At 67.2% G+C, this 23,507-nt stretch carries 23 protein-coding genes; 14 read left to right on the forward strand and 9 right to left on the reverse strand.

Annotation, left to right across the window (positions count from 1 at the left end):
* Positions 1 to 129: 129 nt before the first annotated feature.
* On the reverse strand, positions 130 to 627 hold the full coding sequence (locus tag ACFWO8_RS20335) for a hypothetical protein (protein ID WP_378953223.1): 498 nt from the start codon (positions 625 to 627) through the stop codon (positions 130 to 132).
* Between the two features lie 99 nt (positions 628 to 726).
* On the opposite strand from ACFWO8_RS20335, the gene ACFWO8_RS20340 reads away from it, so the two are divergent.
* Positions 727 to 4,089: a WD40 repeat domain-containing protein gene (locus ACFWO8_RS20340; protein ID WP_378953225.1), complete on the forward strand. Its 3,363-nt coding sequence runs from the start codon at positions 727 to 729 to the stop codon at positions 4,087 to 4,089.
* A 507-nt stretch (positions 4,090 to 4,596) separates the two neighbouring features.
* On the opposite strand, the gene ACFWO8_RS20345 is transcribed toward ACFWO8_RS20340, so the two are convergent.
* On the reverse strand, positions 4,597 to 5,565 hold the full coding sequence (locus ACFWO8_RS20345; RefSeq protein WP_378953227.1) for a cation diffusion facilitator family transporter: 969 nt from the start codon (positions 5,563 to 5,565) through the stop codon (positions 4,597 to 4,599).
* A 214-nt stretch (positions 5,566 to 5,779) separates the two neighbouring features.
* Here ACFWO8_RS20345 and ACFWO8_RS20350 point away from each other — a divergent pair, with 214 nt between their 5' ends.
* The 3 genes from ACFWO8_RS20350 to ACFWO8_RS20360 all read left to right on the forward strand — a co-directional run bounded on the left by ACFWO8_RS20350 (position 5,780) and on the right by ACFWO8_RS20360 (position 9,181).
* Positions 5,780 to 6,877, forward strand: coding sequence for a sensor histidine kinase (locus ACFWO8_RS20350; RefSeq protein ID WP_378953230.1), 1,098 nt, complete (start codon positions 5,780 to 5,782; stop codon positions 6,875 to 6,877).
* A complete protein-coding gene (locus ACFWO8_RS20355) occupies positions 6,874 to 7,554 on the forward strand; it encodes a response regulator (RefSeq protein WP_378953232.1) in 681 nt (226 codons plus the stop codon). The genes ACFWO8_RS20350 and ACFWO8_RS20355 overlap by 4 nt, the downstream gene beginning before the upstream one ends.
* 76 nt (positions 7,555 to 7,630) lie before the next feature.
* On the forward strand, positions 7,631 to 9,181 hold the full coding sequence (locus tag ACFWO8_RS20360) for a nitrilase-related carbon-nitrogen hydrolase (protein WP_378953234.1): 1,551 nt from the start codon (positions 7,631 to 7,633) through the stop codon (positions 9,179 to 9,181).
* On the opposite strand, the gene ACFWO8_RS20365 is transcribed toward ACFWO8_RS20360, so the two are convergent.
* Entirely contained in the window at positions 9,172 to 9,507 is a 336-nt protein-coding gene (locus ACFWO8_RS20365; RefSeq protein ID WP_378953236.1) for a hypothetical protein, read from the reverse strand. The two genes, ACFWO8_RS20360 and ACFWO8_RS20365, sit on opposite strands and share 10 nt — an antisense overlap.
* Before the next feature lie 226 nt (positions 9,508 to 9,733).
* Here ACFWO8_RS20365 and ACFWO8_RS20370 point away from each other — a divergent pair, with 226 nt between their 5' ends.
* The 3 genes from ACFWO8_RS20370 (at position 9,734) to ACFWO8_RS20380 (ending at position 13,023) form a co-directional block, all read left to right on the forward strand.
* Positions 9,734 to 10,270, forward strand: coding sequence for a sigma-70 family RNA polymerase sigma factor (locus tag ACFWO8_RS20370; RefSeq protein WP_378953238.1), 537 nt, complete (start codon positions 9,734 to 9,736; stop codon positions 10,268 to 10,270).
* A gap of 186 nt (positions 10,271 to 10,456) precedes the next feature.
* Positions 10,457 to 11,914 carry an N-acetylmuramoyl-L-alanine amidase gene (locus ACFWO8_RS20375; protein ID WP_378953240.1) on the forward strand — a complete coding sequence of 486 codons (1,458 nt, stop codon included), beginning with the start codon at positions 10,457 to 10,459 and terminating at the stop codon, positions 11,912 to 11,914.
* A gap of 77 nt (positions 11,915 to 11,991) precedes the next feature.
* A complete protein-coding gene (locus tag ACFWO8_RS20380; protein ID WP_378953242.1) occupies positions 11,992 to 13,023 on the forward strand; it encodes a CobW family GTP-binding protein in 1,032 nt (343 codons plus the stop codon).
* 3 nt (positions 13,024 to 13,026) lie between these two features.
* Here the strand turns inward: ACFWO8_RS20380 and ACFWO8_RS20385 are convergent, their stop codons facing one another.
* The 3 genes from ACFWO8_RS20385 to glp are packed head-to-tail and all read right to left on the reverse strand — an operon-like array spanning position 13,027 to position 15,747.
* Complete coding sequence (locus ACFWO8_RS20385; RefSeq protein ID WP_378953244.1) at positions 13,027 to 13,458, reverse strand: molybdenum cofactor biosynthesis protein MoaE; 432 nt, start codon at positions 13,456 to 13,458, stop codon at positions 13,027 to 13,029.
* A complete protein-coding gene (gene moaCB, locus ACFWO8_RS20390) occupies positions 13,451 to 14,545 on the reverse strand; it encodes a bifunctional molybdenum cofactor biosynthesis protein MoaC/MoaB (protein WP_378953246.1) in 1,095 nt (364 codons plus the stop codon). Before moaCB ends, ACFWO8_RS20385 begins: the two co-directional genes overlap by 8 nt.
* Positions 14,542 to 15,747 (reverse strand): gephyrin-like molybdotransferase Glp, encoded by a 1,206-nt coding sequence (gene glp / locus ACFWO8_RS20395; protein ID WP_378953248.1) that lies wholly within the window; start codon positions 15,745 to 15,747, stop codon positions 14,542 to 14,544. Before glp ends, moaCB begins: the two co-directional genes overlap by 4 nt.
* Positions 15,748 to 15,889: 142 nt before the next feature.
* Between glp and moaA the strand changes: the two genes are divergently transcribed.
* From moaA to ACFWO8_RS20410, 3 genes are read left to right on the forward strand one after another with little or no spacing between them, the layout of a single operon-like run.
* Positions 15,890 to 16,948: a GTP 3',8-cyclase MoaA gene (gene moaA, locus ACFWO8_RS20400; protein ID WP_378953250.1), complete on the forward strand. Its 1,059-nt coding sequence runs from the start codon at positions 15,890 to 15,892 to the stop codon at positions 16,946 to 16,948.
* Positions 16,941 to 17,183, forward strand: coding sequence for a MoaD/ThiS family protein (locus ACFWO8_RS20405; RefSeq protein WP_378953252.1), 243 nt, complete (start codon positions 16,941 to 16,943; stop codon positions 17,181 to 17,183). Before moaA ends, ACFWO8_RS20405 begins: the two co-directional genes overlap by 8 nt.
* 4 nt (positions 17,184 to 17,187) lie before the next feature.
* Positions 17,188 to 17,547, forward strand: coding sequence for an iron chaperone (locus ACFWO8_RS20410; protein ID WP_378953254.1), 360 nt, complete (start codon positions 17,188 to 17,190; stop codon positions 17,545 to 17,547).
* A gap of 23 nt (positions 17,548 to 17,570) precedes the next feature.
* Here ACFWO8_RS20410 and nadE read toward each other — a convergent pair whose 3' ends face one another.
* Positions 17,571 to 18,398, reverse strand: a complete 828-nt coding sequence (gene nadE / locus ACFWO8_RS20415; RefSeq protein WP_378953257.1) for an ammonia-dependent NAD(+) synthetase — start codon at positions 18,396 to 18,398, stop codon at positions 17,571 to 17,573.
* A 6-nt stretch (positions 18,399 to 18,404) separates the two neighbouring features.
* Entirely contained in the window at positions 18,405 to 19,016 is a 612-nt protein-coding gene (locus tag ACFWO8_RS20420) for a TetR/AcrR family transcriptional regulator (RefSeq protein ID WP_378953554.1), read from the reverse strand.
* A 132-nt stretch (positions 19,017 to 19,148) separates the two neighbouring features.
* Between ACFWO8_RS20420 and ACFWO8_RS20425 the strand changes: the two genes are divergently transcribed.
* The 4 genes from ACFWO8_RS20425 (at position 19,149) to nrdE (ending at position 22,984) form a co-directional block, all read left to right on the forward strand.
* Positions 19,149 to 19,718, forward strand: coding sequence for an NAD(P)H-dependent oxidoreductase (locus ACFWO8_RS20425; RefSeq protein ID WP_378953259.1), 570 nt, complete (start codon positions 19,149 to 19,151; stop codon positions 19,716 to 19,718).
* Positions 19,719 to 20,104: 386 nt separating this feature from the next.
* The gene (gene nrdH / locus ACFWO8_RS20430) at positions 20,105 to 20,338 is read left to right on the forward strand and encodes a glutaredoxin-like protein NrdH (RefSeq protein WP_378953261.1); all 234 of its coding nucleotides are present in this window, start codon (positions 20,105 to 20,107) and stop codon (positions 20,336 to 20,338) included.
* A gap of 31 nt (positions 20,339 to 20,369) precedes the next feature.
* Complete coding sequence (nrdI, locus tag ACFWO8_RS20435; protein WP_378953263.1) at positions 20,370 to 20,843, forward strand: class Ib ribonucleoside-diphosphate reductase assembly flavoprotein NrdI; 474 nt, start codon at positions 20,370 to 20,372, stop codon at positions 20,841 to 20,843.
* Positions 20,844 to 20,878: 35 nt separating this feature from the next.
* On the forward strand, positions 20,879 to 22,984 hold the full coding sequence (gene nrdE / locus ACFWO8_RS20440) for a class 1b ribonucleoside-diphosphate reductase subunit alpha (RefSeq protein ID WP_378953556.1): 2,106 nt from the start codon (positions 20,879 to 20,881) through the stop codon (positions 22,982 to 22,984).
* 50 nt (positions 22,985 to 23,034) lie between these two features.
* Here the strand turns inward: nrdE and ACFWO8_RS20445 are convergent, their stop codons facing one another.
* Entirely contained in the window at positions 23,035 to 23,487 is a 453-nt protein-coding gene (locus tag ACFWO8_RS20445) for an RDD family protein (protein ID WP_378953265.1), read from the reverse strand.
* Positions 23,488 to 23,507: the final 20 nt, after the last annotated feature.

Genomic DNA, 23,507 nt, shown 5'->3' on the forward strand with positions numbered 1-23,507 from the left:
ACAGCGGAGCGCGGTACGGGATCGAGCATGTCGCATCGCGAAGCCTCCTGTCGGGTCGATCGGCTCCTACACAGATGCGGTTGCCGCCCTGAGCGGTTCGCCGGTCGCCTCCCCGGCATACACGCGCGATCAGGTCGGACATGCCGGGGAGGCGACCATGAACGAGAACGCGATCTGGCAGTACCAGGCCTTCTCGATCTTCCACTTCCCGTCCTCGGCCACGAAGTTCACGATGATCGGCTGCGGCGGGCTGTTGTTGATCGAAGCGGTGCCGTCGGCGAGCATGCCGGGTGGTGCGGTTCGGGTACCCGTGATGGTGATCGTGATGGTGGCGCCGCCCTGGCGGGGGGCGTCGGCGACGCGGTTCGGCAGTTCGGGGTCGCTCCCGATGCCCTGGATGAGCTCGATCTTCTCGGCGTTGGGCACTGTCGTGTCGAGCAGTCGCCGCATCAGCTGCCCGACCTCGTCGGCACTCGGCAGCAGCAGCGGCGCGGAAATCTCCTGCGCTACCACTGTGGTCGGTTCGGTGGTGGTGTCCTCGGCGGCGGCACAGCTCGTCGACACCGCCATCACGGCGAGCAGGGCTGCGGCGGCCAGGGTGCGTCCGGCGATGTGTCGTCTCGGCAACGTGGTCCCCTGGGTGGATCGATGGTGTGCTGGAATTCCATCGTATCGGGGCGTTCTCGGGAGGGTCGCCGGTGATGCCTGGCGGAAGACGGGGGAGAGATGGCGGTCGAATCGACCGATCAGTCGGCTGACGCGTTGTTGACCGACGACGCGGTGCTGATCGAGCTGACGGGTGCACCGCAACGGTGGCTGACCCTGTGCCGCGACGCCGTTGCCGTCGGGCCGGATGCCGCGCGCCGACTGCTGGAACACCGCCGTGAGACGGGTGTGCTCGCCCGGCAGTCGCTGGCCAGGTGGAAGAACCTCGCCGCGGACGACGATCTGCTCGAGGAAGAGGCCGAGGATCCCGACGCGCAAGACCGCCGGATCACCGCGGATCTGTCCGCGGCACGCGCCATGGCGGTGCTGGCGCAGGCACTGACCGGTTCGATCGACACCGGCGACGCGTGCGAGGCCTTCCTCGATCACGCCGAACGCGCCGGGCTGACCTCGGTCGGCACCCAGTTGCTGCCCGCGGGCATTCCGATCACCACCGCGAATGCCCCGCTCGGCGAGATCGTGCGCCATCTGCTCGGTCAGGGCGGTCGTGCGGCGCGCGGGTACGCCATCATGGCCGCCCTGGAATTGGCCGGGCACACCCTCCCGATCGTGCGCGGCAGCCGGATCAGCGTGCTGTTCCTGAACTTCGGTGGTGGTGGCGAGGTGGGCGTGCTGCGCCTCGACCAGGTTCGTGGCGGACCGAGCGGCCTGCACCCCGACCCGGCGCGAATGGGCTTCCTGCAGGCCGACCGCGAATTCACCGACAGCCTCGAAAGAGCATGGAGCATCAGCAGACTGGCAGGCACCGACGCGTGTGTGCGATGGTCGGTCTCGACGCACGGCAGCGCACCGGCCAACGACATCAACGGCGCGTCGATGGGCGCGGCGTTCGCGGTCGCTCTCGACGACCTCGCGCCGCGCCACGCGCTGCTGCGACGGCTGCGGCCCCGCCGACTCGACCCCGAGTGCGCGGTCACCGCCGGGCTGTCGGGCGCGAACCTGACGGCCGTCGGCGGCTATGCGGGCAAACTCACTGCCGCGCAACGCTCGTCGCTGCGGGTCGTGGTCGCGTCGGAGGCCTACCGCGCAGCCGCCGACGAGGCACCACAGAACTACGCCGACCGGATCTCGTCCGCCCGCACCGTGTCCGAGGCGATCGCGAGGACCCGCACCCGGGCGAACCTCGCGCTGTGGATGGTTTCCCTCGCGGCCGGGCTCGCCGTGCTGCTGGCGGTGGTGTCGGTGACCAACCTCGTGCAGATGCGAATCGAGAACACGGCCGCGCGAGCGGAATCGAATTCGCGCCTGTTCGCCGGCGTCGCCCGCGGCGGTGGCAATCTCAATCCCGCACTGTCCCAGCAGATCGCGCTCGCCGCCTATCGCACCGCCCCGACCGAGGAAGCGCGCTCGGCACTGTTGGAGAACACCGCGACGAACGCGCCTATCCGGATCAGCCCGGGTGTCGTGCTCGGCCGCGGCGTCGTCTTCGATCCCGACGCACCGCGTGTCGCGACCACCGCGCGGGGCGATGTGATCGCGATCGGCGAAGGCGACGGCTCCGTGGAATTGGTGCGGGTGACCGAGGCCGGCGTCGACCGGTGGCCACGGTTCGACACCGGCAGCGGACACATCCGCGGCATCGCGATCAGCCCGGATCACCGGTGGCTGGTGGTCGCGGGTGACCTGCGATCGGCGTTGTGGAACATCGCCGACCCCGGCGCACCGCGCGTGGTGACCCAGCTACCCCTCGGCGGCCGGATGCCGTCGTCGGTCGCGCTGAGTCCCGACCTCGAGTTCGTCGCCATCGGCACGCACAGTGCGACGATTTCGAGCTGGCGGCTCGGCGCCGATCCCGCGCACCCGGTCGCCTTGCCGACGCTGTCGTTCTCCGGCCAGCGGGTGGAGGTCGCCCTGAGCGATCGCACCCTGGTCGCCGCGGCGCCGTCGTTGTTCGGCGGAATCTGGACGACCACGCTGCGCGCCTGGAACACCGCGATCCTCGACCGCGATCAGACACCGGTGTTCGACCGTCGCATCGAACGACCCGCCGGTGCGGAGGCGAGATCGGTCGAGTTCACCGCCGACGGCACCGTGCTGGCCGTCGGACTCAATCCGGGCGAGGTCGCGCGCTGGCGGGTAGGCGCGAGCACCTTCGAGCCGATGCCCGCGGTGACGAGGGGCGCCAACGAATACCTCGATGTGTCGCTGACCGAGGACGGTCGATCCGCCGTGATCGTCGGCGGCGACACCCGGGCCCGCATCCGCGACCTCGACACCGGGGTGGAGCTGGTCACGCTCCCGATCGAGATGGTCGCGCGTGCGCGCTTTCTGCGTGGTGGGAAATCTTTGGTGACAACGAGTTTCGACCACGCGGTGCATGTTTTCGAGCTGCCGGGTCCGGTCGTGTCGACCAGCTCGCTGACGCTGTTCCGGTTTCCGCTCGACCAGCCGGTCCTGCCGCATGAGCTGTTCCCACACCTGCGAATGCTGGCCAGAACGACCTTCGCCGCCGATCGAACATTGCTCGACGGCGACCCCGCCGGCCTGATCGACGTCGTCGCGATCGCCCCGGACACGACCAGAGCGGTGACCAGAACCGAATCCACGATCCAGGTCTGGGACATCACCGACCCGGTGAATCCGCGTCGCGTCGGCGCGCCACTCAGCGCGGCCGGTGTCGACATCCGCGCCATCACGTTCAGCCCCGACGGCACCTTGGCCATCGGCCGCAGCATGACCCAGACCGTCGAAATGTTCGACGTCTCCGGCGAACCCCGGGCGCTGTCGAGTATCCGATTCGGCCGCGGCTACCCGACCTCGCTCGCCTTCAGCCCGGACGGCAGCATGCTCGCCGTCGGCAGCCACCGCACCGGCAATGTCAGCGTCTTCGCGACCGCGTCCGCCGCGTCGCCGATCGCTGAACTGTCCGATCTGCGAACCCCGGGACAGGCCATGTCGCTGGCCGTGAGCTCGCGCAACACCCTCGCGGTCGGCACCCTCGCAGGTGCCTTCGTCTACGAGATCGGCAAGCCGGGTACGCCGCTACGCGCCCTGCCCGTCCCGGTGGGCGCCAACGGCTCCGCGGGTTCGGTCGCCTTCGACCCGGACGGAACCCGGCTCGCCGTCGACGACATCGTCAGCGGCACCATTCTGCTCTGGGACTACACCGATCCGGCGAACCCCACCGCGTACGCCACCATCGCTCGGGGCCAGCGCCATCGTCAACCCACCATGTTGGCCTTCGCCGCGGACGGTGCCATCCTCACCGAATCCGCCGTCGACGGCACCCTGCGCCAGTGGCGCACCGACGCTGCCGTCCGAGCTGACCGGATCTGTGCCAGTGGCACTACCCCGATCACCCGCGAGGAATGGGCAGTCGCCCTGCCCGGTCACGCGTATGTGAACACCTGCCCGGCCCGCTGATCAGTGACTGACCGGCGGATTTCGCATTTATATGTGTCGGTGTGTAGCGGTGCCCCTATTTCTCGGGGCAATGGAAACCCGGCCTTATCGGATGTCGCAATATGAATCTTATGGAGTTCTCAGAATTATTTGAGGAAGATCGGGTATCGCGCGAAAATGCCAGGTAGGTATAGCGTTGTGGCTGAACTGTTACCAGCGTCACTAAATCGGGAAAACCGTAACTCGTGGGGTTTGGGCGTCGATACGCCATTCGTAAGCCAGCTTCGGCTGGGCCTATGCGAGAAACAGAGGAATTACCATGATCCCCGTTATCATCGACACCGGTAGCGCTGCCCTCGGCGGCCTCTTCAACACCCTCGGCGCCGCACTGGGCGGGCTGGTCGACACCCTGTGGACCGGTTCCTTCGGCGGCTGACACAGCCTCATAGGTCGATCAAACGACCTGGTCCTCGCTAGCGCGTGACCGACGAGAAGGCCCCGCACCTGACGGTGTGGGGCCTTCCCTCGTCAGTGAGTGTGCGGGGCCTTCTCGGAGACGTGCTTCGGGCCGTGCGAGTCGGCGCACGGGTGGGAGTCGCGGTTGCCGATGTCGAGGAGCTTCGGACTGGCGTGGTCGACCTGCAGGGTGACGTGCTCGATGTGGTGGTCGTGGTCGAGCATGTGCGCGATGTCCTCGCGGACCGCATGGCAATCGTGGGCGGGCTGCACGAGAACGTGGGCCGACAGCGCGGGGGAGCCGGAGGTGATTTCCCAGATGTGCAGGTCGTGCACCTCGGTGACGCCGTCGCGCGCGGCCATATCGCGGCCGATCTGCGCGGGGTCGAGGTGTTCGGGCGCGGCCTCGAGGAAGATCCGGCTCGACGCCTTGATCAGCCCGATTCCGGCCTTGATCATCAGCGCCACCACGATCAGCGTGGCGACCACGTCGGCCTGTACCCAGCCGGTGAGGATGATGACCAGGCCGGCGACGGCGGTGGCGATGAACGCGAACAGGTCATTGAGGATGTGCTGGTAGGCGCCCTCGATATTGAGGCTGGTGCGATCGGCGCGGCTGATCATCCAGGTGGCCAGCACGTTCACGACGATGCCGACCAGCGCGGTGATCAGCACCAGCCAACCGTGTACCTCCGGCGGCTCGAACAGCCTGCGAATCGCCTCGTAGCCGAGCCAGAGCGCCAGCAGTAGCAAGGTGAGCCCGTTGGCCTGGGCCGACAGGATCTCGGCTCGCTTCCAGCCGAACGTCATCCGCCCGGTCGCCGGTCGCGCCGCGAGCCGGATCGCCCACAGTGCCAGCGCGATCGAGGCGGCGTCGGTGGTCATGTGCGCCGCGTCGGAGAGCAGAGCGAGCGAATCGGCGATGATGCCGACGATCACTTCGCCGATCAGGAAGGTGACGATCACCGCCAGCGCGCCGGCCAGCCAGCGCCGATCGCTGTCGGCCGATACCCCGTGGTCGTGCCCGTGCCCTGCGCCCATCGTGTTCCCCTCTTCTGCGGTTCGATCGGTCGCAATCATATGCACACATCGCTATGTATGCAATTCGTTCTTGGTCGAGCATGATCTTTGCTGGTCATCGGATGTCGCCGCGCCGGAAGCCACCCTATGCCTGAGCGTACGGTCGCGGTGCTGCGCACCGAATCACTCCCGAGAGTGAGGTGCGGTGGACAATTTCCGGACACACTGGGACGTCGTGGGACTACTCCGGGAACATCCGTCGCCGCTGGATGCGCTGATCGCCGCCGTCGTGACGGCCGCGACCGTCGTGCCCGCGGTCGTTGTCGGTGCGTCGTGGTGGGTTGTCGCGCTGTCGGTCCTCGCCTCGGTGCCGGTGTTGTGGCGGCGCCGGGCTCCGGTGGGAGCGCTGTGCGTGGTCGGCCCGGCGATCACCACGCTCGGCTGCGTGCACGCGTTGCCGGTGCTGCCGTTCGGCACGGTTGTCTGCGTGTACACGATCGCGGCGTACTGCTCCGCGCGGCAGCGGCGGATGACGTTTGTCCTGGTCGCGGTGGGAATCCTGGTGTCGCTGCTGGTACCACGCGAGACCGCTGACTCCTACGCCTATGCCACGATGTCGTTCATGACGGCATGGGCACTCGGGTCGGGGGTCCGCGCCAAGCAGGCGCAGATCGACGCACTCGCCGAACGGACCCGACGCCTCGACGACGAACGCGACGCCGCCGTGGTCCGCGAGCGGCTGCGGATCGCCCGCGATATGCACGATGGGCTCGCGCACACGGTGGGTGCGATGATCGTGCGTGCCGAGACCGGTCCGCTGCTCGATCAGGCCGATGCCCACGCGGCCTTCGCTGCCATCGCCGACGGTGGGCGTGACGCCTTGCGGGAACTGCGCCACAGTATCGGTGCGCTCCGCGAGGACGATCCACCGCACCAGCCAGGAGTGGCCGCCATCGCTGATCTCGTCGCGCTCGCCGAACATCGTGGTCTGGCCGCGCATTTCACCGAACACGGAGCCCGCGCGCCGATCTCACCGCAAGCCGATGCCGCCGCGTATCGGATCGTGCAGGAGGCGCTGACCAACACCGGCAAGCACGCGAAGGCGACGCGGGTCGAGGTGGCGCTGAGCTGGTCATCGGGTCGGCTCGGGGTGCGAATCGCCGACGACGGCGCCGCGGTGGACGGCGGTCGGCCGGCTGACACCGGCGTGACGGGCTTCGGTTTGGTCGGGATGCGGGAACGGGTGCACGCGTGCGGTGGCTTGCTGCGGGTGGAGCCGACGCGCTCGGGGTTCGTGGTATCCGCTGATCTGCCGCTGGTGCAAGGGAGTTGACGATGCGAGTGCTCGTCGTCGACGACCAGGAATTGTTCCGCACCGGGTTCCGCCTCATCCTGGAATCCGAACCGGATATCGAGGTGGTGGGGGAGGCTTGCGATGGCGTGGAAGCGGTGACGGCGGCCCGGCGGCTCACGCCCGATGTGGTGGTGATGGACGTGCGGATGCCGCGGCTGGACGGCGTAGCCGCCACTGCTCGGATCTGCGCGGAGACCACGGCAAAAGTGCTGGTACTCACCATGTTCGATATCGATGAGTACGTTTACGCCGCATTGCGGGCGGGTGCGAGCGGGTTCTTGCTCAAAGACGCGCGCAGGGCCGAACTGATCGGTGGGGTAAGAGTTGTCGCCGCCGGCGACGCGCTGCTGGCCCCCTCGGTGACGCGGCGGCTGATCGCCGAGGTCGCCGCACGGGCATGTCCGCATCCGGAAGCGGCGGCGCACTTGGCCATGCTGACCCCACGGGAACGCGACATTCTGCGAGAACTCGCCGCTGGCCGTTCCAACACCGAACTCGCGGCCCGGCTGGTCGTCACCGAACACACCGTGAAAACCCATGTCAGTTCGGTTCTTTCGAAGCTGGGACTGCGCGATCGGGCTCAAGCGGTGGTATTCGCGTATGAATCCGGGATGGTGGCGCGAGGCGACAACCAACTGCCGGGCGGTGCGAGGTGATCTCACTCGCGTGAGGGAGGCGAGTCCGCTCGCATGGGCGATGTGCCAGAGCCTCCTCCACCGCGACGATCAACGGGTGACTCCTACTGAAGAGGCTGTGCGCGAGAGGTTCTCCGGGCGACCCGGTCGACGAACGCCCGGTCGGGCATCGACGATGTGGTTGGCCGCCACGGTGAGCTCGGCGGTGATGTGGAGTATCGGTACCGGTCTGCAACCGATCCCCGGAATCGCCCTGCTCGCCCCGCTCCCGGTGCTGTGGCTGGCCCCGCGGCACTCTGCTGCGGCGGTATACGCGGCGGCGGTGCTGTCCTGGCTCGGCGGCAACGCCAGATACTGGTCCTACTTCACCGAGACTCTGGAACAACCACCATCGACCGCCGTCGCCCTGCTGGTCGGCAGCGCACTCACCTTCGGGGCGTGCGTGGCGCTCTTCCGAAAACTGCTGATGCGGGCCAGGTTCGGGTGGGCCGCGCTCGCGCTCCCCGCCGCGTGGACCGCCGCTGAGTTCCTGTTCGGTCTGGTCGGCGGGATCGGCGCGTGGTGGAGCATCGGGTACTCCCAGGCCGGGGTGGATCCGATCGTGCGCATCGCTTCCGTGACCGGGGTGTGGGGCATCAGCTTTCTCGTGCTGGGGGTGCCCGCCGCAGTGGCCGTATCGATCGCGCCCGGCCTGCGAAGTAGCCGGATGCGGCACCGCGTCCCGGGCGACTCAGACCATTCCTGGTTCTCGAGGTGGGCGGTGGCGGGTATGGCGGCCCTTGCGTTGATCGTCGCGACCGGGGCCGGTCTGTGGTGCTCCGCCGCGGCAAGTGACGGTCCGGTGGTGCGGGTCGGATTGGTCGCTCTAGCGCAGCCACCGATGTACGTCCCCGTCGCTTCGCCAGACGGTGCGCGGATGATCGCCGAAGCGATCACCGCCGTCGACCAGCTCGCAGATCAGGGCGCGGAAGTTGTCGTGTTCTCCGAGAAGGCCTGGCATGCGAGCCGATCCGACCTCTTCCTGCTGCGCGACCCGCTCACCGCCGTCGCTCTTCGCCGCGGCGTTCAGGTGGTCGTAGGCTTGGAACTCGAGCAGCCCGGCGGCACCGTCAACGCCGCGATCGCCTATCCGGGCGAAACCGTTTATGCCAAGCGATATCTCGTCCCCGGACTCGAATCCGGACTACAGCGCGGCTCGGTCCCGGTCCAGATTCCCGGCCGCTCCTGGGCACTCGCGATCTGCGCCGACCTCGACCGCCCCACCCTCGTTCGCCAGAACCGCGCCAACGGCGCGACCCTCATCCTCGCGCCCGCACTGGATTTCAGCGTCGACCACTGGTTACACAGCCGGATGGCCGTCATTCGGGCCGCCGAATCGGGCATCGCCATCGCCCGCCCCGCCCAACTCGGCGAGTTGACCGCCATCGACGCACAGGGCACCGTTCGAGCTTCGGTCCGCACCGACATCACCGAAACCCACATGGCGCTCGCCGAAATCCGCACCGCCGGCGATCGCACTCCCTACGTCCGCTGGGGCGACTGGTTCGGCGCACTGTCGATCACACTCACTGTGGCCTGTGGACTCGCTGCTCTACCTCGCCCGGCCGCGCGACCGAGGAGACCTGGTGAATTACTCGATCAGTCCTGATCGGGCCAGGCATCGGCGACGACCAACCGGCCCGCCGCCAGCAGCAGCGCGTAGTGCTCGGCGATCACGCCGGACGGATAGGTCGGCCAGAACGACACCGCCCCGGTCGCCTTGTCGATCACGTACACCGAGCCGCCGATCGGTATCGGCCGATCCGGTGGCGCATGCAACGGCTGAACAGCGAAAACGGCGAAGCCGTCGGCGAATTCGATGATCTGCCGATCGTGCCCTGGTAGGTCAGCGGGTAGGTGTTCGGCCGCCACGCGAGTGGCCTCGGCCCGGTTGACCGGCGTCTGCGCGTCGGTCGGATATGCATGGATGTCCACGTTGTTCGCTCCTCGCGGCGATTGTCGTCGCCCCGACGCGATCGTGGGAGGACTTCGCGCAAATGCGCGAGTCCGGAAAATGAACGAGCCCGGCGTCCCTGCTCCCCCCTCCTGGAGCAGGCCCTGCCGGGCTCGCAAGAACTACTTTCCGGCACGGGCCCAGCAGGATCCTGAAGAGTTACTTAAGGCGCGTTGTCATCGGCGTGGTCCACCGCGATATCCCCATATGACGGACAACTCCTGCGGTGCGCACTGCGCGCGCCTGTGTACCAGGGACGGGCTGGCCGAGGTGCTGACCACCGATCGCGGCCTGCTGCACTGGCGGGCGATGCGCAGTCTCAGCGATGCGGGCCTGGCCGAGCACGCGGTGCAGGAGACCCTGCTGCGCGGCTGGCGTTCTTGTCAGGATTTCGACGGTCGCAAAGGCAGCGTGCGGACCTGGCTGCTGGCGATCGAGCGCAATGTCATCATCGACATCGTGCGGGCCCGAGCCGTTCGGCCCGGTGATGTGGGCTGGGACGACATCACCGAGGTATCCGTCTGTGGCAGACCTGATTTCGCCGACGGACTGGTCGACGGGCTGCTCGTCGACCAACTGCTGGCCAGACTCCCGGAACCGCAGCGCGCGGCGGTGACCGAGGTGATCCTGCACGACCGTGGGTACCGGGAAGTCGCCGCGGATTTCGGTGTACCGGTCGGCACCGTGAAGACCCGGGTGCACTATGCGCTGCGATCCCTGCGGCAATTGCCAGAAGTTGCCTGACATCGACTTCTGATCGCCTATCTGGGCATGTGACCAGCCTCTTTTTGTACTTCCTTCCAGTTGCATTTCGGTAACTGTGCTTGCTCTGTGGTTGCCAACGTTGCAAGAGTTAACCACTGGGTTTGGTGTTACCAGGTGTTACCAATGGGAAGGGAGGGGTGCTCCGTCCCGGAGCACCGACCGAACATGCAACCAAACATCATCAAGGCCGGAATCTGCTCTACCGTCTCCGCCGCGGTGGTGGTGTCGCTGGCGGGGTTGGTCCCCGTGACCGCCCACGCCGCCCCTGAACCAGCGACCAGCGAGCAGCTCGCCGGTAAAACGATCTTCCTCGACCCCGGTCACCAGGGGTCGGCACATTCGGAGGACCTGAGCCGCCAGGTCGACAACGGCCGCGGCGGCACCAAGGACTGCCAGACCACCGGCATGACCTCGCTGAACGGCATCCCCGAACACACCATCAACTGGGACGTCGCCCAGCTCGTGCGGGCGTCCCTGGAGGCACTGGGTGCCGACGTGGTGCTGAGCCGCGCCGACGACACCGGGTGGGGCGGCTGCGTCGACGATCGCGCCCGCGCCGCCAACCAGTCCGGCGCCGACGTGGCGGTGAGCATCCACGCCGACAGCGCGGGCCCCGACCAGCACGGATTCCACATGATCGTGCCGCAGCTCCCCATCCCCGACACGGTCGCCGACCAGGCGCAGTCCGGCGGTGGGCGACTCGTATCGAGCGCGGTCCGTGACGCCTACCTGGCGGCCGGCTTCTCGCCCGCCAACTATGCGGGCGTCCTCGCAGGTCTGCAGACCCGCGAGGACGTGGCAGGCCCGGCGCTGACGCAGGTGCCGCTGGTGTTCGTCGAGATGGGCAACGGCGCCAACGTCGCCGACGCCGCCCGGCTGGAATCGCGCGAAGGTCAGCTCGAGCACGCGGTCGCCATCGCGACCGGCGTGGTCGGGTTCCTGCTGAACAAGCCGATCCCCGCCTTCGCCGCCGCACCGGGTCGGGTGCCGGTCGCGACCACCGCTCAGGAGCCGAAGCGCGCACCCGCGGCCGACCCGGTCGAGACCCCCAGCACCGATCCGGTCGAACCCTCGCAGCCGTCGAAGAAGCCCGGAGGGGCCACCGCGTCGACTCCGGAATCCGACGGGACCGCACCGGCCAAGGCGCCGACCTCGACAACTGCCAAACCGGCAGCCCCCGCGCCGGTTCCCGCGCCCGACCAGGCACCGGCTGATCCGCTGCCGCTTCCCAGTGGCTCGAGCGATCTGACGGCACCCGGCGAGGATCCGGCACCGGGCGGTGCCAACGGTCCCTCGGCCGCGGCGATCCCCGCACGTGCCCCGATCGCGGATCCGGTTCCGGTAGCTCCCGTGCGCACCGCGGCCCCCGGCGCCCCGGCCCGTACGGCGTCACCGGAGGCTCCCGCCGCGCCCGCCCCGAAGAAGCGCGGCACCACACCCGAATCCGAGGCGACGCCCGACAAATCCGAGCTCGATCTGAGCACCCTCGGCGGCCCGATCACCACGGTCATGACGCTGCTCATGCCACTGGCTCAGGCGCTCGGTATGGACGAATCAACCATTCCCGGCCAGCTGATCAATCTCGCGTACACCCTGGTAGGTATGGTTTTCGGCCCGTCCTGACGGCTTCGCGCACCCACGCCGCCCACTCCTGATCCAGGGGTGGGCGGCGTGCTGTGCGGCCGCGGGGAGGTGGCACCATGGGTGCGGTGATTCCTGTCGTGATCGTTGCTGGGTTTCTCGGTTCGGGGAAGACGACCCTGCTCAACTACCTGTTGCGCAACAATCGGGGGACCCGGATCGGGGTGGTCGTCAACGATTTCGGGGCGGTCAACATCGACGCGATGCTGGTGGCGGGGCAGGTCGACGCGATGGTCTCGCTCGGCAACGGGTGCGTGTGCTGCGCGGTGGACGTGTCCGAACTCGACGATCTGTTCGGACAGCTGGCGCAACCGCGCAGTGCGGTGGACGTGATCGTGGTGGAAGCCAGCGGACTCGCTGAGCCGCGCAACCTGATCCGGATGGTGATCGCCAACCCGAACCCACGCATCGGTTACGGCGGTTTGGTCGAAGTGGTCGATGCCGAGCAGTTCACGTCCACCAGCACCCAACATCCTGAGCTGGTGACCCATCTGCGGATGGCGGATCTGGTGCTGGTGAACAAGGCGGATCGCGTCGAGGCCGCGGCGCTGGCCGGTTTACGCGCGCAGCTGGCCGACTGGGTCGGGCAGGTGCCGGTCTATGCGACAACGCACGGCCGGATCGATCCGGGCCTGCTGTTCGACGATCGGGTACCCGATCAGCCGACAGTGGCCGAGCAGCTGAGTTTCGACACACTGTTCGACGACCATGACCACACCGACCCCGACCACCGGCATCTCCACGATGACTACGTCTCGGTATCGTTCACGAGCGAGCGCGCCTTGAATCCCCGTGCGCTGGTGGGCTTTCTGGAAGACCCACCGTCAGGTCTGTTCCGCGCCAAGGGATGTGTGGCATTCGCGGTGGCGGGGGAGCGACGCAAGTTCGAAGTCCACCTGGTGGGCAGGCATGTGGTCTTCACCCCCGGCAGCTGGGCACGCGGCGAGCAGCGCGTCTCGAACCTGGTGCTGATCGGCGCCGGACTCGACGCGGACACGGCGCTGAAACGCTTGCGCGACACCATTTTCGATGGTGAGATGCCCTTGGACGAGCAAGAGATGCTCGGCGTATGGCGTTACGCCGTGCAGTGACCATCAGCCACAGGCGTTGACCCACTCCGACAGTCCGTCGGCGAACAACTGCCGCTTCCAGATCGGCACTTCGTGTTTGATCCGGTCGACCAGCTCGGCACACACCGTGAACGCCTCGGCCCGATGCGGCGCGGCCACCGCCACCACGATCGCCAACCCGCCGATCGTGAGCGACCCGATGCGATGCGTCGCCGCGACCGGAAGCCCGCTCGCCTGCGCGACTTCCGCGCAGATCGCGTGCAGGAAACGCTCGGCCTGGGGGTGCGCGGAGTACTCCAGCGATGCCACCGCTTGGCCGCCGTCGTGGTTGCGCACCTTGCCGGTGAACACCACGATCGCTCCGAATTCCGGCCCGTCGACGGCCTTTTCGACAGCCAGGGGATCGAGATCCCGATCGCTGATCGTGGCCAGCCGGACCGCACCGACGTCATTCATGGGCGCCGCCTCCGGCTACTTGCGCGAGCAGATGATCCAACAAGGGTTCCAGCACGGCGATGCCGTCCTTCACCCCACCCGGCGAACCGGGCAGATTGACGACAACGGAGCGACCGGCCAGCCCGGCAACACCACGACTCAGCGCCGCCAGGGGGAACTTCGCGGTCCCACGCTGCCGGATGGCATCGGCGACGCCGGGCAGCTCCTTGGTGAGCACGGCACGGGTGGCCTCGGGCGTCGAGTCGGTCGGGGAGGCACCGGTGCCACCGGTGGTGATGACGAGCGCGGGAACTCCACTCAGCGCATCGCTCAGTCCAGCGGCGATCTCGGCATCGGCGTAGACCAGCGGCCCGCGCACCGAAAACCCTTGTGCGGTCAGCCAATCGACGATGGCGGGCCCGGTGGTGTCGGTGCGGGTTCCCGCTGCGGTGCCGGTAGACGCGACGACCACGACGGCGGTCCGCGAAAAGCTCTTGGTATCAGCTGATTCCGCCTCAGCGCTCTCTGCCGCATCGCCGCGAGCTTCGGTGGTCGGCGGCGGCGCGGACTCGACACCGGCACCAGTGTTCACCTGCGCCAGCCGGTCGAGCGCCGGTGCGCCGGTGTCGGACCGACCCTCCGGCCGCACCCAATGCCCGTGCTTTCCACCCTCTTTGGTGACCAGCCGGACCCCGTTCATCACCGCGGCGGGATCCACCGCTTTCACCATGTCGTGCAAGGTGAGCCCCGCGACGGCGACAGCCGTGAGCGCTTCCATCTCGACCCCGGTCGGGCCCTTAGTCTTGGCCGTCGCCTCGACGGTGATGGTGGTCTCGGTGAACCCGAACTCCACCTTCACCGATGACAACGCCAGCTGATGACACAGCGGAATCAGCTCGGAAGTCCTTTTCGCACCAGCGATTCCGGCCAACCGGGCCGTCGACAGCACATCCGCTTTGGGCATGCCCTCGGCCCGAACCAACGCGATCACCTCGGGGGTGGTCTGCAATTCGCCTGCGGCGACGGCGATCCGGGTGGTGTCGGCTTTCGCGCTGACATCGACCATGCGCGCCCGACCCTCGCGGTCGACGTGGGACAACTCGCTCATAACGCTAAGATTCGCACAGGGACACCGGCGGTCAGCGAGGTGACCTCGGCGGGAACGTCGACGAGCACATCGGCCCAGGCCATCCCCGCGATGAGATGCGAGCCGGGGCCCGAGATCACTTCGACCCCGTCCTCGGTCAACAGGCCGCGCAGGTATTGGCGACGTCCGGCAGGGGAGCGCAGCGGCGTCAGCAGGGTCGTTTCGCTGGTCGCGACCTCTGGCAGTCCGGCCAGCGCGCGCACGGCGGGGCGCGCGAACACCGCGTACGACACCATCGTGCTCACCGGATTGCCAGGGAAACTGAGCACGGGCACCTCGTCGACCACCGTGTAGCCCTGCGGTCCGCCGGGTTGCACCGCGACCGAGCCGAAAGTCCCGCCGAGCGGACCCAGCACGTCCTTGACGACCTCGAAGTCACCCTTGGACACACCACCGGAAGTGAAGACCAGGTCGGCGACATCGGTTGCCGCGTTCAGCACCGAGGTGAACGCCGCGGGGTCGTCGGTGCTGTGCGCGATCTCGACCACGTCGACACCGTCGGCCCGCAATGCCGCGGCCAGCGCGATGCCGTTCGAGTTGTAGATCTGCCCGGGAGCGAGCGTGCTCCCGGCGGGCTGCAGCTCGTCACCGGTCGTGATGCAGACCGCGCGTAATCGAGTGAGCACCGGCACGGTCGGGAGGCCGACGGCGGCCAACGCCGCGATATGCCGGGGGGCGAGCACCGTGCCCGCCCGTGCGACGAGCTCGCCGGTGCGCACATCGGTACCGGCTTCGCGCACGAATTCGCCACACCCACGGCCACGTTCGACGACGATCCGGTGGTCACCGGCCTGCACGTCCTCGACCGGAACCACACAATCGGCACCGGCCGGGATCGGCGCACCGGTCATCACCTTCATCGCCGAGCCCGCAGGCAGCGCGTCGGTGCCCGGCTTGCCCGCCGCCACCACGCCGACCACCGGCAGCGTGACCGGCGTGACGGCCACATCGGCCGCGCGCACCGCGTATCCATCCATCGCCGAGTTACGGAACACCGGCAGGTCGATCGGCGACACCACATCGGCCGACAGGGTGCGGCCGAGCGCATCGGGCACCGCCACCCGTTCATCGGGGCGGTCGGCGAGGTGGGCCAGCAGCGCGGCGACGGTGTCGCGGTACTCGTCGACGCTGCGTGCCGACGCGGTAGCGGGCCGGGGAGTCATGCTGCCAGCTTAATCGCCGCTGTCGGGGCCGGTCAGGGTCGCGTTGCTCACGGTGGCGGGGCGTCGGCGGTGAGCTGACGAGTTCGCGAAGAATCGGCCCGGCGCACGGAGTGTGACGGGCCTTACGAGTCATACTGTAGAGATGACGCTGGTCGAGATGGGGATACCCGCCGTGCGATCGGAGCGGCCGTCCCTGGACGGCAGGCCCGAGACGCCGTTCCTCGTCGACCGCTTCGGCCGGATCGCCCGCGATCTGCGCGTGTCCATCACGGAGAAATGCTCGCTGCGCTGCACCTATTGCATGCCCGAGGAAGGCCTGCCGCCGATTCCGCGCCAGGAACTGCTCACCGCCGACGAGATCGTGCGGCTGGTTTCGCTGGCCGTGCGCGAGCTGGGTGTGCGCGAAGTGCGGTTCACCGGCGGCGAACCGCTGATGCGCCGCGAGCTGGAGCAGATCATCGCGGGCTGTCACGCGGCGGTGCCCGGCACCCCACTGGCCATGACCACCAACGGTGTGGGCCTGGAACACCGCATCCGCGGGCTCGCCGCGGCCGGTCTGACCAGGGTCAACGTCTCCCTCGATACCGTCGACCGCGCCGATTTCACCCGCCTCACCCGCCGCGACCGCCTGGAATCGGTTCTCAACGGCATCCGTGCCGCGCGTGACGCGGGCATGGCGCCGGTGAAGGTCAACGCCGTGCTGATGCGCCAGAACCTGGCGGGCGCGGCCGACCTGCTCGCATGGTGCCTGGCCGAACAGTGCGAACTGCGATTCATCGAGGAAATGCCACTCGACGCCGACCACGAGTGGGCCCGCGATCACATGGTGACCGCCGCCGACCTCCTCGACGTCCTCGGCGAGCGCTTCACCCTGACCCCGACCACCCGCGCCGATCCCTCGGCTCCGGCCGAGAAATGGCTGGTCGACGGCGGACCGGCGACCGTCGGCATCATCGCCACCGTCACCCGCAAGTTCTGCGACAGCTGCGACCGCACCCGCCTCACCGCCGACGGCATGCTGCGTTCGTGCCTGTTCAGCGACCAGGAGTTCGACGTGCGCACCGCGCTGCGCGCAGGCGCCGACGACGACGAGGTCGCCGAGCTGTGGCGCGGTGCGATGTGGCAGAAATGGGCCGGTCACGGTATCGACGCCGCCGGTTTCGTCCCCCCGGAACGCACGATGGGAGCCATCGGTGGTTGAGGTCCGCTATTTCGCCGCGATCGCCGACGCGGTCGGCAAGAACACCGAATCACTCGATCTCCCCGAAGGCGCCACCGTCGCCGACCTACGCGCCACCCTCGCCGCCACCTACGGCTCGGATGTCGACGGCCTGGTCGGCGTCTGCGCTTTCCTCATCGGCGACGAACTCACCCGCGACCCGTCCGCCATGCTCCGAGACCGCGTCGACGTCCTACCGCCCTTCGCCGGCGGCTGAGCGCATGGTCCAGAGCAAGGCCCCGGACGTGGCGACCTACCTCGCCGAACTCCCGGAAGATCGCCGCGAGGCCCTCACCAGACTGCGTGATCTCTGCCTGCGGGAACTCGTCGGCTTCACCGAGGTCATGTCCTACGGCATGCCCGCCTACGAACGCGACGGCACCGGCGAAGTCGCCTTCGCCGGCCAGAAGCAGTACATCTCCTTCTACCTACTCCGCTCCGACGTCCGAGCGGCCTTCGCCGACCGCCTCGCAGACCACGACAAGGGCAAAGGCTGCCTACGCTTCCGCAAAGAACCGGACTACGTCTTGGTCCGAGACCTCTTGCGCGCCACGGCATCCAGCGAAGGTGCAATCTGCTGATCTAGCGGACCGACAGGCAACACCTACTGGCGCCACCAGGTGTCGAGAGGGGTTACCGGGACGGTGCGCTTGTGGCGGGTGTTGGTGAAGATCGACTCCACGCGTGCGGCCACCTCGGGGGTGACGTTCTTGCCTTCGAGGTAGTCGTCGAGCTCGCTGTAGCGCAGGCCGAGGGCTTCCTCATCGGGCAGGGCGGGACGGTCGTCCTCGAGGTCGGCGGTGGGGACCTTGGACCAGATGCTCGACGGGGCGCCGAGTTCTTGCAGCAGGGCCGCGCCCTGGCGCTTGGTGAGACCGGTGAGGGGCGTCAGGTCGACACCGCCGTCACCGAACTTGGTGAAGAACCCGGTGACCGCTTCGGCCGCGTGATCGGTGCCGACCACCAGCAGGCTTTCCTGGCCCGCGAGGGCGTACTGGGCGACCATCCGCTCACGCGCCTTGATGTTGCCGCGTACGAAGTCGCGCAACCGCTCGTGATCGAGCGCGCCCGCGACCTCGATGCCCACCGCGTCGGCGCTGGGGCGAATGTTCACCACGACCGTGCGATCGGGGTCGACGAAGTTCAGTGCGATCTGCGCGTCGTGCTCGTCGGCCTGTACGCCGTAGGGCAACCGCACCGCCAGGAACTTCGCCTCGACACCGTCGGCACGCAGCTCCTCGACGGCCAGCTGGCACAGCCGACCGGCCAGCGCGCTGTCCTGCCCGCCACTGATTCCCAGGGCGAACCCCTTGGCCGGGGTGGTGGCCAGGTAGTCCTTCAGGAAGTCGACGCGCCGCCGGACCTCCTTCTTCGGCTCGATCTCGGGCAGCACACCCAATTCGGCAATGATCTGTTCACGCAGTGTCCCCATGGCGTCTCACTCTACTTGCGGTGCAGGGGAAATGACCCGGCGAACGAGCCATTCCCAGTTGTCGCCGATCTGCTCGCGCGTGTAGCCGAGCACCTCGACCTGGTGGATGACCAGGGCCGCCGACAGTGTGGACAGCAGGGTGTCGGCGATCAGCGGGACTTCACCGTCGACCCCGGCCGCGCGCAGTAGCAGCGTGACGTGCGCCTTGTGCAGGGCATACGGTCCGTCGCCGAAGCGCCCGTTCTTCTCCGCGGCCTGGTGCAGATCGCCCTCGACCTCGATATCGAGCAGCCGGGTGCGCCCGAACGCGATCAGCCGTTCGGCCGGTTTCGCCGTGGGACCCAGCGGTGCGGGCCCGAACATGAACGCAGCCTGGAACTTCTGCTCGGAGTGATCCAACAGGGCCAGCATCAACCCGGTGCGATTGCCGAATCGGCGAAAGACCGTGCCCTTGCCGACACCCGCGCGCTTGGCGAGCGCGTCCATTGTGAGACCGTCGACGCCGTGCTCGCGCACCAATCGCTGGGCCGCGTCGAGCAGCAGCGCGCGATTGCGGGCGGCGTCGGCACGTTCGACCGGCTCCGCGCTACCGGGCAGTGGCCGCCCGATGCCGAGCAGGGGCGGCTCGTCGGACCTGGGTGTGCCATAGCTCACGGCGCTCACACATCCTCCGCGGGAAGTAATCGGACTGAGGTCCGGTTAATGTCGGATGAAACTTGGATCATTCCACTGAGTACACCAGGAGTTGCCATGAGCGAGACCCGCATCCTTACTCTCGTCGGAAGCCTGCGCGCGGGCTCCATCAATCGCCGCCTGGCCGAGGCCGCCGCGCAGACCGCGCCCGCCGGTGTCGATATCGCCATCTACGAGGGTCTCGGCGAGATCCCGTTCTACAACGAAGACCTGGACGTGCCCGGCGCGGTGCCCGCGCAGGCCGAGGCGCTGCGTGCCGCCGTCGCCGCGGCCGACGCCGTTCTGCTGGTCACCCCCGAATACAACGGCACCCTGCCCGCCGTGCTGAAGAACGCCATCGACTGGGCCTCGCGCCCGTATGGCGCCGGCGCGATCAAGGGTAAGCCGGTCGCCGTGGTGAGCGCCTCGATCAGCCCGAACGCCGCGGCGTGGGCGCACGGCGACACCGTCAAGTCCGTCGGCGTGGCGGGCGGCGTCGTCGTCGAGTCGGCGCACGCGCAGTTCGCGACCATCGGCGAGCGTTTCGCGCAGACTCATCCGGCCGAGGATGCCGAGGCGCTGACCCAGCTCGGCGCGACCGTGCACCAGTTGGTCGCCGCGGTGAACGGCACGTTGATCTCGGCGTAAGCTGGTCGTTCGGCAGGCGCCGCATCCGTGATGGATGCGGCGCCTTTTGGGTGTCCACCGAGTTTGCTGAAGACTCGCCGGTACATGAAATCGTGATCTGAACCACTGTTTTCCCTGCTGGCTGGTGGCCCGTCCTGGGACTTACCGCGTGGGAATTACATCCGTGCGACTCGCAACACCTTGTGTTGTTCCCATCTGTCGGACACTAGGTGTAGTGTCTGTCGTACTGGAAGACGGTGTGGAGCCACCACTGATCGGGCCCAAGGGAAGGGGTTTCGAGCAGGGCTTTCTTCGTCAGATCCAGGAGTTTGCGCAGCATCACCCGATCGTGGTTTGCATACGGATCACAGGCTGTGGATCAGGCATAGGAGAGAGGGACTTCCATCATGACCATCACCGTGTACACCAAGCCCGCTTGCGTGCAGTGCAACGCCACCTACAAGGCTCTCGACAAGGTCGGCGTCGACTACGACATCATCGACATCTCGGAGAACGACGAGGCGCGTGACTTCGTCATGGCGCTGGGCTACCTGCAGGCGCCGGTCGTCGTCGCGGGTGAGGATCACTGGTCGGGCTTCCGTCCCGACCGCATCAAGTCGCTCGCCGTCGCGGCTGCCTGAGTTCGCGCCGGTTCGCCGGTAAGGAGGCGCCATGCCCGAGCAGATGACTCCGGGCGGGCTGGTCTACTTCTCCAGCGCTTCGGAGAACACCCATCGTTTCGTCGAGAAGCTCGGTCTCCCGGCAACTCGACTTCCACTACATACCACCGCTGAATCGCCGCGGATCGACGAACCCTACGTGCTGATCACCCCCACCTATGGTGGTGGTCGGCACGTCATGGGCGGACAACGTCCCGACAAGGACCTCGTTCCACGGCAAGTCGCCAAGTTCCTCAACGACCCACACAACCGCGCGTTGCTGCGCGGGGTGATCGCGGCCGGAAACACGAACTTCGGCGATACCTATTGCGTTGCAGGAGACATCATCTCGCAAAAATGCGGGGTGCCGTATCTGTATCGCTTCGAACTCATGGGAACCGCTGAGGACGTCGCGCGCGTCCGAGAGGGATTGGGATTGTTTTGGCAACAGCAACCACAGCACCGGCAGGCAAGTCAGCACGCCTAGAGCAGTCGGCGGTGCGCGGCGAGACCGGCGAGGTCATGGACTTCCACGCCCTCAACGCCATGCTGAACCTGTACGGCCCCAATGGTGAGATCCAGTTCGACAAGGATCGCGAGGCCGCACACCAGTACTTCCTGCAGCACGTGAACCAGAACACCGTCTTCTTCCACAACCTGGACGAGAAGCTGGACTACCTGGTCAAGGAGAACTACTACGAGACCGAGGTGCTCGACCAGTACGGTCGCCCCTTCGTCAAGCAGCTGTTCCAGCAGGCGTACGCCAAGAAGTTCCGGTTCCCGACCTTCCTCGGCGCGTTCAAGTACTACACCTCGTACACGCTCAAGACCTTCGACGGTAAGCGCTACCTGGAGCGGTTCGAGGACCGCGTCTGCATGGTCGCGCTGACGCTGGCCGCCGGCGACGAGGTGCTCGCGCGCAACCTGGTCGACGAGATCATCGACGGCCGCTTCCAGCCCGCCACCCCCACCTTCCTCAACTCCGGCAAGAAGCAGCGCGGCGAGCCCGTGTCCTGCTTCCTGCTGCGCATCGAGGACAACATGGAGTCCATCGGGCGCTCCATCAACTCCGCGCTGCAGCTGTCCAAGCGCGGCGGCGGTGTCGCCTTGCTGCTCAGCAACATTCGTGAGCACGGTGCCCCGATCAAGAAGATCGAGAACCAGAGCTCGGGTGTCATTCCGATCATGAAGCTGCTGGAGGACTCGTTCTCCTACGCCAACCAGCTGGGCGCGCGTCAGGGCGCGGGCGCGGTGTACCTGCACGCCCACCACCCCGACATCTACCGCTTCCTCGACACCAAGCGCGAGAACGCCGACGAGAAGATCCGTATCAAGACGCTCTCGCTGGGTGTGGTGATCCCCGACATCACCTTCGAGCTGGCGAAGAAGAACGAGGACATGTACCTGTTCTCGCCGTACGACGTCGAGCGCATCTACGGCAAGCCGTTCGCCGATGTCGACGTCACCGAGAAGTACTACGAGATGGTCGACGACAAGCGCATCCGCAAGTCGAAGATCAAGGCGCGCGAGTTCTTCCAGACCATCGCCGAGCTGCAGTTCGAGTCGGGCTACCCCTACATCATGTTCGAGGACACGGTGAACCGGGCCAACCCGATCAAGGGCAAGATCACCCACTCGAACCTGTGCTCGGAGATCCTGCAGGTCTCCACCCCCTCGGAGTTCAACGACGACCTGTCCTACTCGAAGGTCGGCAAGGACATCTCCTGCAACCTCGGCTCGCTCAATATCGCCAAGGCAATGGACTCGCCCGACTTCGGTCAGACCATCGAGACCTCGATTCGCGCGCTGACCGCGGTGTCGGATCAGACCCACATCTACTCGGTGCCCTCGATCGAGCAGGGCAACAACGAGTCCCACGCCATCGGCCTCGGTCAGATGAACCTGCACGGGTATCTGGCGCGTGAGCGGGTCCACTACGGCTCCGAAGAAGGTGTGGATTTCACCAACATCTACTTCTATACCGTTGTCTACCACGCGATTCGGTCCTCGAACCTGATCGCCAAGGAGCGCGGTAGCGCCTTCGGTGGGTTCGCCGACTCCAAGTACGCCAGCGGTGAGTACTTCGACAAGTACACCGATCAGGCGTGGGAGCCCAAGACCGACAAGGTGGCTCAGATGTTCGCCGAGGCCGGCGTGCGCATCCCCACCCAGGACGACTGGCGTCTGCTGAAGGCCTCGGTGCAGGAATACGGCATCTACAACCAGAACCTGCAGGCCGTCCCGCCGACGGGTTCGATCTCCTACATCAACCACTCCACCAGCTCGATCCACCCGGTGGCGTCGAAGATCGAGATCCGCAAGGAAGGCAAGATCGGCCGCGTCTACTACCCGGCCCCTTACCTGGACAACGACAATCTCGAGTACTACGACGACGCCTACGAAATCGGCTACGAGAAGATCATCGACACCTACGCCGCGGCCACCCAGCACGTGGACCAGGGCCTGTCGCTGACACTGTTCTTCAAGGACACCGCCACCACTCGCGACCTGAACAAGGCGCAGATCTACGCATGGCGCAAGGGCATCAAGACGCTCTACTACATCCGCTTGCGCCAGATGGCACTCGAGGGGACTGAGGTGGAGGGTTGCGTCAGCTGCATGTTGTGAGCTGAGCTAACGATTTGGGGCGGTCTCCGTAGGGGGCCGCCCCTTTCGCATCACGGGGCACTGCCGAAGAGGTCGAAGCAGGACCAGCCGCCGCGGAACCACTGGCCGGTCAGCTGCCAGAACGACGGATAGGTGCCGTCGGCGTAGCGCAGGCGGAGGCCGTAGGAACACTTGCCGACCGTCGTCCCGGTGAGTCGTTGGACGACCGTGCGGTGCAGGAAGGACACGCCGAGCCAGGCGATGATGCCGTACAGGACGGCTGTCGTGCCGGGCGCGACGTACCAGGCGGTGGCGCCGATCGCGGCGTGCAGCGCCATGTCGATGAGGAACGCGGGGATCACGCCGGTCTCGTCGCCGCTGGAAGTGCGTCCGGTGAGCGGGAATTCGTCCTTCGAGTGCTGCGAGTTCCGCGTTTCGGGTGCGACCGACCTCGGTCGCTCGTCGGCGCCGCGCTCGTATCCGCTCTTCCTTGCCGTGTGCCGGGGCGGTGCTGCGTAGCTCATGTGGCTCAGAGTGGTCGACA

This window comes from Nocardia sp. NPDC058480, from assembly GCF_042720495.1.
GTDB lineage: Bacteria > Actinomycetota > Actinomycetes > Mycobacteriales > Mycobacteriaceae > Nocardia.